Source organism: Streptomyces sp. NPDC012888 (genome assembly GCF_042900645.1).
Lineage (GTDB): Bacteria > Actinomycetota > Actinomycetes > Streptomycetales > Streptomycetaceae > Streptomyces.
The window spans coordinates 57335-69348 of record NZ_JBIBBM010000021.1 but is presented as its reverse complement, the minus strand read 5'-3'; the positions used below and the strand labels follow the sequence as shown (position 1 = coordinate 69348).

Below are 12014 nucleotides of genomic sequence, written 5' to 3'. Positions count from 1 at the left end.
TGCGGTCAGAGCTTCAGTGTCGGGAACAGGTCCTGGAAGGGCGCGGCGGAGTCGGTGCCGTCGCGGCCGAACGGGGCGTCGAAGCTCCACACCAGGAACAGCAGGAACACGATCAGGGCGCTGAACAGGCCGGCGAGCAGCAGCTCGCGGCTGGAGCGGCGGATCTGCAGGGTGAAGATCAGCCCGATGGTGACGATCCCGCCGGTGAGCAGACCGAACCAGACCACGCCGGGCAGGGTCGGTTCCGCGCTCTGGGCGCGCGAGTGGCGGGCGTCGTCGGCGGCCGCGATGTGGTCGAGCAGCGGCTGGTAGGCCTGGGCCTGGAGTTCGGTGGCCGGGCTCTGGTGGGTGACGTCGGTGCGGAGCTTGGCCAGCAGGTCGGCGCCCTCGGTCGAGGGCGTCTCGCCGGAGGTGAGGCGCGGCCAGTCCACGCTGACGGTGTGCGTGACGTACGCGTCGACCTCGCCGCGGATCCGGTCGCGGATGTCGGCGGGGTAGACGTCGGCGCGCTGGCTGACCTCGTACAGGGCCTGGGCCTCGCGGCGGACGGTGTCCTCGGCGGCGCCGCGGGCCTCCCAGACGCCGGCGATGGCCAGGCCCAGGACGATCGCGTAGACCACGCCGACCATCATCGTCATGTACTCGATGACGTCGGGGGTCTCGCTGGTGTCCTCGTCCTCGGCGGCCCGGCGGTGCCGGATGTTGGTGAAGGCGAGGACGAGGGCGCAGACGAGCGTCATGGCGATGGCCAGGACCAGCCATTCGGACACGAGGGGGCTCCCGTTCTTTCGGGGGTCAGGCGCCGCGGCTCTTGGAGCGCGGGCGCAGTGCGGCGGCCGCGAGCACGGCCGGGGTGGTGACGACGACCATGAGCGTCACGGTGGACAGCCCGTCCGGGCCCCGCCGTTGCAGGGCTGCGGAGCGGTACGCGGGCACCCGGAAGCGGAGGCTCTGCCCGGCCGCGCGGACGCCCGGCGGCACGGGGCCGGGTCCGGGCGTGGCCGGCGGCTCCGCGACGGCGGCTTCGGTGCGGCCGCCCGCCCCGGGCGCGCGGACCGGCACGGGCCCCGCCTCCGGAACCGGGGCCGCCGCGGCGGCGGGGTCCGCCGGCGGTACGCAGTCCGGCGCGGCGGGGCACCGGGGCGCGGGAGGCGCCGGGGGCGCCGGAGGGGCAGGAGGCGCCGGGGGCGCAGGGGGCGCCACGGAGACCCTCACGGCGGGGCCGGGCGGTGCGGGAGTCCGTCCGGGCGCGGGCTCGGGCGCCGGGGCGGGGGTGCCGGGGGAGCAGCCGCCGGACCCGACGGCGACGCAGCCGGGCCGGCCGGGGCCGGGCCGTACGACGGTGACGCCGCCCTCGGTCCGGCGGGTCGGCCCGCAGGGCCGGCCCACGCACACCGAGCCCCCCGGCGTGGTCACCGAGACCGCCCCGGGGCGCACCCAGACCCCGCCCGCGACCACCTCGGCCACGCACTCGTGCGCCGGCCGGCCCACCGAGACGCACACGGCGCCCGGCCGCCCGGCACAGGCGTCCGTGTGCCCGGCCGGGCCGCCCCCGGCGGCGCCGTGCAGCGGGCACAGCGCCGCCGCCAGACCCGCCGCCCCCGCGAACAACTGCCAGGCGGTCACCGCGCGTCCATCCGAACACCGCTCCCCGGGTCTTGCCGATACGATCCTTCCGCCCTTGAAACGATCAAGCCCGGCCGACGACACGGGCGGCTGCGCCCGTCTCCCGTCAGGTGGTGTCCGGCGTGCGGCCGGAGTGGCGGCGGTGGTACGAGACGGTGACGGCGGCGAGGAGCGGGCCCCAGAGGAACAGGGGCTGGTAGAGGAGGCCGACGACGAGGTTCCCCGTCGGGGTCATGTCGGCGTGCGGGAAGGTCCACCACAGGGGGACGGTGCACCAGAGCCCCGTCAGGGCCACTGCCCCGAGGCCGGCCGGTACGACGGCGGCCATCGGGTGGACCCGCCGCCCGCCCAGCACCGGTATCCAGCGCGGCAGGACCTCACCCCACGGGCGTACGAGCCCGAGGGTGAGGAACGCGGCGAGCTCGGAGAGCACGCTGAGCGCCACCATCACCAGCTTCGCCTGGACGGAGCGGAAGTCCTCGAAGCCGGTGTCCGTGTACCCGGCCGGGTGGCCGAGCGCCAGCAGGATCCGCCACACGCTGCTGGGCAGCACCACCCACGTCGTGAGGTGGGCGGCCAGGACGGCCCAGCGCGGCGGCGGCCGGCGGTCGGGGCTGCGGTCGGCGGGGCGGTCGGGGGTGCGGTCGGCGGCCCGGTCGGCGGTACCGGGGGTTCGTGCCGGGGTCGTGTCGGTGGCGGTCATGTGACCCATCGTCACGGGAACCGACGGTCACGGTCGTCGGACTGCGGGGCGGGATCGGACCGTCCCCGGGAGCGAGGGCCGGACGGGGGCCTCCCCCGCCCGGGGGAGGGCCGTGTCATCCCGCCAGCGGGGCCAGGGCGAGGGCGGGGACGTAGCGGCGGAAGCCGCTGGAGCGGAGGGCGGGGAACTCCATGACCTCGCGCCACTCCGGGGTGGCGGAGCCGATGCCGTCGCCGGGGGCGGCGAGCGCGTCCACGTGCGCCTGCTCGCTCTCCCACTCGGCGTAGTTGAGCATCCGCGTGCCGTCCACCGAGAGGTGGAAGTTGCCGGAGAGCCCGCCCGCCGCGGGCGAGGGGTCGGTGGCGAGCGCCTCGAAGACCAGGTCGGTGAAGGTGCGGGCGGCGTCCGGGACCGCCGGGTCGAAGTCGGCTTCGACGACCACCACGCTGCCCGGGGTCCGGACGGGCGTGCCTTCGGAGCGGTAGTGGCGGTAGCCGTGCAGCGCCACCCGGTCGATGCCGGGGACCGCCGCGTCGATCTCGGAGTTCCTGTCGTCCCGGAGCGACCGGAAGTACTCCTCGTAGGCCTCGTGGGAGGTCCACTGCGAGTAGTGGAGCAGGGTGTCGCCGTCGGTCCCGGCGAGCACCGTGTACGAGAGCAGTCCGAGGTCGGGCCAGTCGCGGCTCTGCCAGGTGCGGGCGATGGCGTCGACGGCGGCGCGCTGCCGCTCGGGCGAGCCGAGCCGCCAGGTGGAGACCTTGACTTCGCCCACACCGGGGCGGGCGAAGTCGGGACGGATGACGGGCTGGACGGCGGTCTTCACGGTGGTTTCCCCCTCCGTTGATCGTTTACGTCGTCCAGTCTCCGACCTCGACCGCGCTTGACGTCAAGCGGGCAGGGAGGGTGAGGGAAAGGGGAACGCCGAGGGCGGCACCCGCTGCGGGTGCCGCCCTCGTGGAATCGTCGTGCGCGGGGCCGTCAGCCCGCCTCGACACCGCCGAACCGCTCGCGGTACGCCTCCAGGTCCTCCTCGGTGATCTTCGCGAAGAGCACCGGGGGAACCGTGAACGGGGTGCCGGCAGGAACGGCGTCCAGGGCCTTGGCCCGCTCCTGCGTGATCCAGGCCGCGTTGTCGTCGGCCAGGGTGAAGGCCGACCGCATGGCGCGCGCCGACGCCGGGATGAACGGCTCGGAGACGACCGAGTACAGGTGGATCAGGTTCATCGCGGTGCGCAGGGTGAGGGCCGCGCCCTCCTGGTCGGTCTTGATCTCCAGCCAGGGGGCCTTCTCCTCCAGGTAGGAGTTGCCCGCCGACCACAGGGCGCGCAGCGCGGCCGCGGCCTTGCGGAACTGCAGGCCCTCCATGTGGCCCTCGTACTCGGCGAGGAGCTCGGCGATCTGGACGCCCAGCCTGGCCTCGGCCTCGCCCGCCTCCTTGCCCGCGGGCACCTCGTCGCCGAAGCGCTTGCGGGAGAAGGACAGGACCCGGTTGACGAAGTTGCCGAGGGTGTCGGCGAGGTCCTTGTTGACGGTCGCGGTGAAGTGCTCCCAGGTGAAGGAGGAGTCGTCCGACTCGGGCGCGTTGGCGATCAGGAAGTAGCGCCAGTAGTCGGCCGGGAGGATCTCCAGGGCCTGGTCGGTGAAGACGCCGCGCTTCTGCGAGGTGGAGAACTTGCCGCCGTAGTACGTCAGCCAGTTGAAGGCCTTGACGTAGTCGACCATCTTCCACGGCTCGCGCACGCCCAGCTCGGTGGCCGGGAACATCACCGTGTGGAAGGGGACGTTGTCCTTGGCCATGAACTGGGTGTAGCGGACGTCCTGCGCCTCGAACCACCAGGACTTGTAGTCACGGCCGGCCGGGTCGGCGTCCGCCCACTCCTTCGTCGCACCGATGTACTCGACCGGGGCGTCGAACCAGACGTAGAAGACCTTGCCCTCGGCGGCCAGCTCGGGCCAGGTGTCGGCCGGGACGGGCACACCCCAGTCCAGGTCGCGGGTGATGGCGCGGTCGTGCAGGCCCTCGGTGAGCCACTTGCGGGCGATGGAGGACGCGAGCTGCGGCCACTCCTCCTCGTGCCGGGCGACCCAGGCCTCGACCTCGTGCTGCAGCTTGGACTGGAGGAGGAAGAGGTGCTTGGTCTCACGGACCTCCAGCTCGGTGGAGCCGGAGATCGCCGAGCGCGGGTCGATCAGGTCGGTCGGGTCCAGCACGCGGGTGCAGTTCTCGCACTGGTCGCCGCGGGCCTTGTCGTAACCGCAGTGCGGGCAGGTGCCCTCGACGTAGCGGTCGGGCAGGAAGCGGCCGTCGACCGGCGAGTACACCTGCCGGATGGCCCGCTCCTCGATGAAGCCGTTGGCGTGCAGCCGGCGGGCGAAGTGCTGGGTGATCTCGCGGTTCTGCTCCGAGGAGCTGCGGCCGAAGTAGTCGAAGGACAGCTCGAAGCCCTCGTAGACGGCCTTCTGCGCGTCGTGCGCCTGGGCGCAGAAGTCGGCGACGGAGAGGCCGGCCTCCTTGGCGGCGAGCTCGGCGGGCGTGCCGTGCTCGTCGGTGGCGCAGATGTACAGGACGTCGTGGCCGCGCTGGCGGAGGTACCGGGAGTACACATCCGCCGGAAGCATCGACCCGACCATGTTGCCCAGGTGCTTGATCCCGTTGATGTAGGGAAGCGCGCTGGTGATCAGGTGACGAGCCATCCTCGGATGCTCCATTTCATTTGTGCGGTGTGTGACCGGTCGTGAAGGGGCTCATCGTATCGAACCGCCGGGGGCCGCTCGTCCGCGCCCGTCTCGGGCACCTGCTCGGACCCCCGTCGTCTCGCCCCTCGGGACGGCGGTCGGAAGTGATCCCAGAGTGCACAGCACCGAACTGATTGTCACCAGGTTTCTCCTCTGCACGTTCCGGGCTCCCCAAACGCTGAAAGCTGGGGGGCAGGTGCCCCCGTGCCGCGAGGGGAAGGTGCAACGTTGAGCGATGGCGGACCGGAGGAATCCGGAGGGGCGGTGGGGCTTCCCAGCCGGAGGCCGAGGCCCACGCCCATGAGCCAGTGGGATCCGAGCGCGCGCCTGTCGTACTGGGCGTTCCACGCGGACCGGCGTCCCTCGTACATGAGATTCGCGTACCTGCAGCTGGGCTCGGACGCGGACGCGGAGGACGCGGTCGACGCGACCTTCGAATCGATCATGAACGAGTGGCTCCGGATGCTCCACATGGACCGGCTGGAGGCCTACGCCTGGACGGTCCTCAAGCACCGGATAGTCGACCAGCAGCGCAAGCGGAACCGCCGGCCGGCGCCCATGGACATCACCGCCTTCGAGGCGGCGCTCAAGGACGCCGTGGTCGATCCGTACGAGGTGCTGACCGACACCATCCAGTTCTACTCGGCGGTCTCCCGGCTGGCCGAGCGCCAGCGGGACGCGGTGCTGCTGCGGTACGGGCTGCACTGCACGACCGGAGAGGCGGCCGCGGTCATGGGCGTCGAGGAGGCCACCGTGCGCTCCCACCTGAGCCAGGCGCACCGGCGGCTGGCCCGGCTGCTCGACACGCGCGGCTCCGGGGCGCGCGACGGGGAGGCCGGGGCATGAACGACCGGCACCACCCACCGCACCCGGGCGGCCGTTCCCGCTCGCTGGCGGAGTTCCTCGCCCGGGCCGGCGTCCGCGACCGCTACGCCCACTACGACGTCGCCGCCGCCGAGGCACGGCTCCTGGGCGCCCGCGCCGGGCACCACGGGCACGTGCCGCGTCCGGCGTTCCACGGCCGGCCCCCGGCGGCGGAGTCCGCCGCCGACCCCGCCCGGGACCGGCCCGTCGATGCCGAGCGGGCCTGGCGGGACCTGAAACGGGCCTGTACGGCCGCGGTGTGCGGGCCCGGCGCGGTGCACGCGCTCCGCGCATTCGCCGCGGACGGCCACGACCCCCGGGGTGCCCAGGTGTTCGGCTGCCTGCTGCACCTGGCGGGGCTGCGGGACGGGGCCCGGTTCTGGTGGCAGTTCACCGCCGGGGCCGGGAACGACCAGGGCGCGTACTGCCTGTTCCTCGACCACTCCCGGCGGGGCGAGCACCACGACGCCGCGATCTGGGCGCGGGAACTGGTCCGGCGCGGGTTCCGGCCGCCCTCGCACCCGGAGGTCATCGAGCCGCTGGTACTGGGGCGGGCCGCCGTCCTGCGGTACGTCGAGCAGCCCGAGGACGCCGACCTGGGCCCGGTGCCGCTGCCCCGGCCCGGCCTGGACCAGGCGCTGCGCGCCCTGCTGCCGCCCACCGCGGCGGCCCGGCGGGCGACCCGGCCCCGGCACTCCCCCGGCCCGCTGAGGCACCCGTCGCTGACCGCCGCCGCACAGCGGACCACGGTCGGCGGGGGCGGCGCCGAGCCGGCCGCGGCCGCCCGGCGCGCCCTGGAGGTCGTACGGGTGCTGCAGCGACATCCGCGGGGGGTCCGGGTGGACCGGCTCGCGCGCGAGGCGGGCCTCGCCGGGCCGGAGCTCCGCGGGGTCCTGGCGATGCTCTGCGAGGAGCAGTTCGCGCGCCGGCCCGCCCCCGGGGTGCTCGCCCCGGGACCCGCCCTGGACCGGCTGGCCGCCCCCGGCGGGCACGGGCTGGCGGCGCAGCTCCAGCACACCCTGGCCCTGGCCCGGGACAGCGCGGGGGCCGCCGTCTACCTGAGCCGGTACGTGGACGGCGAGGTCCGGATCACCCAGATGGCGGACGGCCCGGCCACGCCGCCGGTGGAGGAGTGGTTCGACTTCAAGCTGGCCGCGCACGCCAGCGCGGTCGGCAAGTGCCTGCTCACCCAGCTCGACCACGACGGCCGGGCCGACCACGTGGCCCGGCACAAACCGGCCAGGCTGACGCCGCGCACCATCACCGACAGCCGGGTGCTGTTCAGCGCGCTGGACTCGGTGGCTCCGGGCGATCCGGTGTTCGACCTGCTGGAGTACTCGCCGGGGGTCGTCTGCTCGGCCGTTCCGCTCGCCACCGGGCGGGAGGCGGGCAGTCTCGCGCTGTCCATGCCGGCCGCCGACGCCCACCGGCTGCGGGCGGCGACCGGCGCGCTGCGGCGGAAGACGGTTCCGGTGCTGCTGGCGCTGCTCCTGACCGGGACGCTGCCGCCGGACGCGCCGGGCGGGGCGAGCGCGTCGGAGACCCTGCGGCACCTGCACAGCGTCTTCCGCACCCCGCTGGTGGGGGCCGCGGTCACGGCGGGGCCGCACCTGGTGAGCGACGCGGCGTCGGCGACGGCGTACCTCTTCGCCGCCCCGGACCCGTCCGCCCCCCACCCCGCCCTGGCCCTGCCGCACACCTTCGCCCCGTTCCAGCACCCGGCCGCGGCCACCCCTGCGGGAGACGGGCTGGTGGTCCTGGGGATGTGACGCCCCGGCCGGCACGCTCCGGCCCCGCAGGACTGGTCCATCAGCGCTGACATGACGGATCTGACGGGCTGACGGATCCGGTCGCCCCGCGTAGTGCCGAGGAATTCCCCGGCACTACGCGGGGGCGCGGAATGGCGTATCTCAGGGGCGACGCCGCACGGGTTCGACCCTCTGCTGCCGGCCGAGCGGGTTGAGGTGCGCCAGTACCTTCCTTCCACTCCACGCGGATCTGCGCAGCCGGCGCTGCTGCTCCTGCGTGACGGGGTGGCGGTCCGGTCAGGGTGGGCCGGTGGTGGGGTGGGGGGCGGTGGGGTCCGGGGGGTGGGGTTGCGGAGGGGGTGGTGCCGTCGGGTGCTTCGGCGGAGGGGGTGTGGAGAGCCGTCGTACGAGTCCGAGGAGGGGCTGGGTGGCGAGGGTGGTGGCCAGGGCCATCAGGACGAACACGGTGTACAGGAGGCCGCCGACGAGGCCGGCCTGGCGGCCCGCGTCGAGTGCGATCAGCTCGGTGAGGCCGCGGGTGCTGAGCAGGACTCCGATGGTCCGGGCGTCGTCCCGGGCCACCCCGGACAGGCGCGCCGCGACGGTACCGCTCGCGACCTTGGTGGTGATGGCCAGGGCGGTGACCAACACGCAGACGGCGACGCCCCCCGCGTCGAGCGAACCGACAGCCACATGGCTGCCCGACACCACGAAGAAGAAGGGCAGCAGGACGCCCGACACCTCGTGGAGAGGACGCAGCAGCGCCTGATCCCGGGCTCCGCCGTCGCGCGGCATGACGACGCCGGCGAGGAAGGCGCCGAAGATCACGTGCAGGCCCAGGGTGTCGGTCACCCAGGCCGAGGCACCGGCGAAGGCGATCACCAGTCCGACGCGGTAGGGGCCGTTCGGCCGCCCGGGCCCGAACAGCCGCCGCAGCAACGGCCGTACGAACAGCACCATCGCGACCGTGAACAGCAGGAGCCACATCAGCCGGACCGCCCAGCCACCGCCGCCGGGGCCCCCGTCGAGCATCAGGGCGGTCAGTACGGACCAGCCGACCAGGTCGGTCAGGCCGGCCGCGGCGAGGGCGATCACGCCAGGGGAGGTTCCCGTCAGGCCGTTGTGCCGCAGCACCGCCGCCAGGACGGGTACGGCCGTCACCGATAACGCCACGCCGGCGAAGAGCACCGCGGGGGCCGGCATCCCGGCCGGGGCGCCCAGCTGTACGAAGGGGCCCTCCAGGAGCAGCGCCAGGCCGGCCCCGGCCGCCATGGGGACGAGGAAGGAGGCGGAGGAGACGCCCAGCACGGTGCGGGCGCGCCGCCGGAGGACGGTGAGGTCGAGTTCGCAGCCCACACAGAACAGGAAGGCGATCAGGGCCGTCTGGGAGAGGCCGCCGAGCACCGGCGCGATCCCTGGCGGGAACAGTTCCCGGGCCAGGCCGGGGGCGACGGCCCCGAGCACCGTCGGGCCGAGGGCGATGCCGCCGATCAGCTGGCCGATGACCACGGGCTGGCCCAGCCACCGGGCGGCGCCCGCCGCGGCGTGCGCCACGACGAGGATGACAGCCGTCGCGGCCGCCAGGTGGAAGACCATCGCGTCTGGGCTCATGGGGCCCCCAGCAGGAGGTGGTGTGGACCGGGTCCCGGGGAACCATCTCTACCGGAAGACACCCCCGGAGAAGCAGAAAACCCCACTTACGTGGGGTTCTCAGTGGTGTCCGAGGGGGACTTGAACTCTCCACTCGGGCACCAGCCCTTTATTCGTCTGACCTGGGCAAACGTACCCCAGGAGGCACCTTCATCGTAGCTGCGGTTGGGCACCTCTACCTGGCGTTTCCGTCCGTTCCCGCCCGCTGTTGGTCATGCGTTGGTCACGTGGCCAACCGGCTGAACGCAGGACGGGAGGTACGCCTACTCAGTCCAAGGAAGCGAGCGCACCTGCTATCAGGGAACGTGCCGCAGCGCCACGCGCGGCCACCTGTGACAGCCGATCGAAGGCTCGGGCGTATAGCTCGACCTGGCTGGGCTGGGTGAGTGTCGATGCGGCATCCAGCGTGTCCGCGTGAACCCTGCTGTCGTCGAAGATCGTGAAGGTTGGCATGGGCCACACTGTGCGCAGTGCTGAGAACGGGATGATTCCCACGGCGACGTTCTGTAGGTCCATGATGCCGAGCAGGTGGCCAAGCTGCGCCGCCATGGTCTCGGCGCTGCACAGCCGGTACCGCAACACCGACTCCTCCAGCACGAACGAGAACCGACGTGCGCCGTTGTTCAGGATTGCATTTCGCTTGATGCGGGCCGCCACGGCAGCGCTCACATCGTCTGGGGTCCCACGGAAGTCAGCGATGGACGACAGAAGAGCGGCGGCGTATCCAGGCGTCTGGAGGAACCCGGGGATCACATCGGATACGTAGACCCGGAACGTCTTAGTTTCTTGGTACAGGTCTCCTGTGGACTCTTGCAGGCGACGGAGGCCGGTCCGCTGGAGTTGCTTCCACTGCACATGAGCATCGGCCGATTGCCTGTTGACCGCGATCAAGTCAGGGGCCTGGTCATCGGCGCCGCAGGCTCGGCACCACGCACTGATGTCGCTGTCCGAGGGAGGTGTCTTGGCGTTCTCGATCCGGGACGACTTCGACTCCGACCAGCGGCACCTGATGGCCAGCTCCCGCCCGGTGATCCCCGCGTCCTTGCGGATCTCGCGCAAACGGCCGGCGAGCGCTTCACGGGCCTTCTGGACGCGCGAAGAGGGGTGTGGAGGCATGGAGCTGGCCTTCGTCAGATCTCGTACAGGTGGTGCGGGATCGCTCGCTCCCAGACCGCCTCGAAAGCGGCGGAGCACAGCTTCACGGCTTCCGGGTCGGCCGTGATCTCGTCCTCGACCACCACTCCTTCGCCGGAGAAGTGGTGTACACGGAGCAGAGCGCCATCGAACAGCCAGAAGTCATTCCCCGGCAGGGGGATGCTCGTGGCCCGTCGACGTGGCAACCACCTGACTTCTTCCCCGGCCGTGACGTTGGCGTGGGTGACGTAGTGCTCCCAGCGGATGTATTCCGATACGGGCTCGGAGACCACCCGGGCCCGGCGGATGGATATACCCCGGGCCACGGTGTCCTTGATCAACTGATCGTAGGGATGCCACCAGGATTCACAGTCCTCCCAGTTGATCCGCTCACCGCGCTTCCACGCCTTGAACCGATCGGTCGGAGCGTAGGAGTCGCGTAGCTCCAGGTGGACAGCGGACCGCTCACACTGGCCAAGCAGCTCAGCGAAGCTGGGCACGCTCGACGGCATCACACGCCTCCCTGATCATCGGGATCATCCGGGCCGGAATCCTGACGATGGCTTCACTGTCAGGTACCGGTCCGTTCGCGGGGCTGCTCGCCTCGCACTCCGCCTGAGTCTCGGCGCTCGGCTTCCATCCCTGCAACAAGATCTCCTGAGCTTCCGCGTCGGCCCACACGGTAGGGCAGTGGTCCCGGTCCGTGTTCGGGTCGATGCCTACGAACTCTACGGCCATGGCTGACTCCCTGGTCTAGGTGCTTTGCTCGGGCTTGCACGAGCTTCGCTGAACAGCAGATACAGCGTCAATACCGCTATCAGCCAGGCGAATTGGCGTGCAAGCTCATGCAAGTTTGTGGAGCCCGACGGCAGCCGCTTCCTACGGTCATCCCATCGACCTCGGAAGCGATCGGGAGGGCTCGATGGAGCCGAGACGGTGCCGTACAGCAACGGTGACGCTGTCCAGACCGGGAGAGCGTGACTCGTTCCCCACGTGGGCGGAGGTACCTGGCTGGGTTCCCCGGCGCGGTTACGCGGTAGCCACACCGGCCCTGCTGCGCGTGGTGCTTGCCGGTCTCAGGGGCCGGCTGTGAACGCGCGGGGGACGTCCAGACAGCCCGCGTTCCGCTTCACCGCCGAGGAGCGCGCGGTGTTGGACGAGGGGCTGGCCCGGATTTTGGCGGAACGCGAAGCGCAGGAGTGGGCGGCGGCCGTGGGGGCGGCCATTCCCGCCCTGGTGCGGGCTGCCGCTGAGGCGACCGAGAGGGAGACCCGGGCCGATGACGCGTGAGCGGCCGGAGCTGACCACCATTCCGGCCGATGCGTACTGGCCCAAGAACGGTGAGGTCGAGCCCCCTCCTACAGCTCGCGGGAACACCGCGAGGGCATTGCGGAACAGGATGTAAACGAAACCTGCTTTGACACTGCCTTGCTGCCGGAAACCTTCCGAATTAGATTGCCTCCGATTCTCGGGGACGATTTCCCATGGGATCAGGAAGTGAAGTGCACTCTTTGGGAGGGACATAAAGCCCCTCATATTGGCGACTTCGCCCC

At 72.0% G+C, this 12014-nt stretch carries 11 protein-coding genes and 1 pseudogene; 3 read left to right on the top strand and 9 right to left on the bottom strand.

The annotated features are described in order from the left end of the window. Positions 1 to 5: 5 nt before the first annotated feature. The 5 genes from ACFY61_RS30035 to metG form a co-directional block, all read right to left on the bottom strand. Positions 6 to 770, bottom strand: a complete 765-nt coding sequence (locus ACFY61_RS30035) for a hypothetical protein (protein WP_389477153.1) — start codon at positions 768 to 770, stop codon at positions 6 to 8. Positions 771 to 795: 25 nt separating this feature from the next. Continuing rightward, positions 796 to 1626 carry a hypothetical protein gene (locus ACFY61_RS30030; RefSeq protein ID WP_389477151.1) on the bottom strand — a complete coding sequence of 277 codons (831 nt, stop codon included), beginning with the start codon at positions 1624 to 1626 and terminating at the stop codon, positions 796 to 798. A gap of 106 nt (positions 1627 to 1732) precedes the next feature. Then, positions 1733 to 2329 carry a hypothetical protein gene (locus ACFY61_RS30025; RefSeq protein WP_389477149.1) on the bottom strand — a complete coding sequence of 199 codons (597 nt, stop codon included), beginning with the start codon at positions 2327 to 2329 and terminating at the stop codon, positions 1733 to 1735. Between the two features lie 115 nt (positions 2330 to 2444). Next, positions 2445 to 3152, bottom strand: a complete 708-nt coding sequence (locus tag ACFY61_RS30020; protein WP_389477147.1) for an antibiotic biosynthesis monooxygenase — start codon at positions 3150 to 3152, stop codon at positions 2445 to 2447. Between the two features lie 155 nt (positions 3153 to 3307). Continuing rightward, positions 3308 to 5023: a methionine--tRNA ligase gene (gene metG / locus ACFY61_RS30015; protein WP_389477145.1), complete on the bottom strand. Its 1716-nt coding sequence runs from the start codon at positions 5021 to 5023 to the stop codon at positions 3308 to 3310. Between the two features lie 342 nt (positions 5024 to 5365). Here metG and ACFY61_RS30010 point away from each other — a divergent pair, with 342 nt between their 5' ends. Then, complete coding sequence (locus tag ACFY61_RS30010) at positions 5366 to 5911, top strand: RNA polymerase sigma factor (RefSeq protein ID WP_389477143.1); 546 nt, start codon at positions 5366 to 5368, stop codon at positions 5909 to 5911. A 740-nt stretch (positions 5912 to 6651) separates the two neighbouring features. Continuing rightward, positions 6652 to 7422: pseudogene (locus ACFY61_RS30005) on the top strand (IclR family transcriptional regulator C-terminal domain-containing protein); the annotation flags it as partial. Between the two features lie 552 nt (positions 7423 to 7974). Here ACFY61_RS30005 and ACFY61_RS30000 read toward each other — a convergent pair. From ACFY61_RS30000 to ACFY61_RS29985, 4 genes are all read right to left on the bottom strand, one after another. After that, entirely contained in the window at positions 7975 to 9288 is a 1314-nt protein-coding gene (locus ACFY61_RS30000) for a cation:proton antiporter (RefSeq protein ID WP_389477141.1), read from the bottom strand. Positions 9289 to 9594: 306 nt separating this feature from the next. After that, positions 9595 to 10443: a helix-turn-helix domain-containing protein gene (locus ACFY61_RS29995; protein ID WP_389477139.1), complete on the bottom strand. Its 849-nt coding sequence runs from the start codon at positions 10441 to 10443 to the stop codon at positions 9595 to 9597. A 14-nt stretch (positions 10444 to 10457) separates the two neighbouring features. After that, positions 10458 to 10973 (bottom strand): DUF6879 family protein, encoded by a 516-nt coding sequence (locus tag ACFY61_RS29990; RefSeq protein WP_389477137.1) that lies wholly within the window; start codon positions 10971 to 10973, stop codon positions 10458 to 10460. Then, positions 10945 to 11199: a hypothetical protein gene (locus ACFY61_RS29985; RefSeq protein WP_389477135.1), complete on the bottom strand. Its 255-nt coding sequence runs from the start codon at positions 11197 to 11199 to the stop codon at positions 10945 to 10947. Before ACFY61_RS29985 ends, ACFY61_RS29990 begins: the two co-directional genes overlap by 29 nt. A gap of 351 nt (positions 11200 to 11550) precedes the next feature. On the opposite strand from ACFY61_RS29985, the gene ACFY61_RS29980 reads away from it, so the two are divergent. Next, the gene (locus ACFY61_RS29980) at positions 11551 to 11751 is read left to right on the top strand and encodes a hypothetical protein (RefSeq protein WP_389477133.1); all 201 of its coding nucleotides are present in this window, start codon (positions 11551 to 11553) and stop codon (positions 11749 to 11751) included. Positions 11752 to 12014: the final 263 nt, after the last annotated feature.

Coding starts and splice junctions, on each gene's coding strand:
- ACFY61_RS30025 (WP_389477149.1), bottom strand. CDS start 2,329: ATGACCGCCACCGACACGACCCCGGCACGAACCCCCGGTACCGCCGAC.
- metG (WP_389477145.1), bottom strand. CDS start 5,023: ATGGCTCGTCACCTGATCACCAGCGCGCTTCCCTACATCAACGGGATC.
- ACFY61_RS30010 (WP_389477143.1), top strand. CDS start 5,366: ATGAGCCAGTGGGATCCGAGCGCGCGCCTGTCGTACTGGGCGTTCCAC.
- ACFY61_RS30000 (WP_389477141.1), bottom strand. CDS start 9,288: ATGAGCCCAGACGCGATGGTCTTCCACCTGGCGGCCGCGACGGCTGTC.
- ACFY61_RS29995 (WP_389477139.1), bottom strand. CDS start 10,443: ATGCCTCCACACCCCTCTTCGCGCGTCCAGAAGGCCCGTGAAGCGCTC.
- ACFY61_RS29990 (WP_389477137.1), bottom strand. CDS start 10,973: ATGCCGTCGAGCGTGCCCAGCTTCGCTGAGCTGCTTGGCCAGTGTGAG.
- ACFY61_RS29985 (WP_389477135.1), bottom strand. CDS start 11,199: ATGGCCGTAGAGTTCGTAGGCATCGACCCGAACACGGACCGGGACCAC.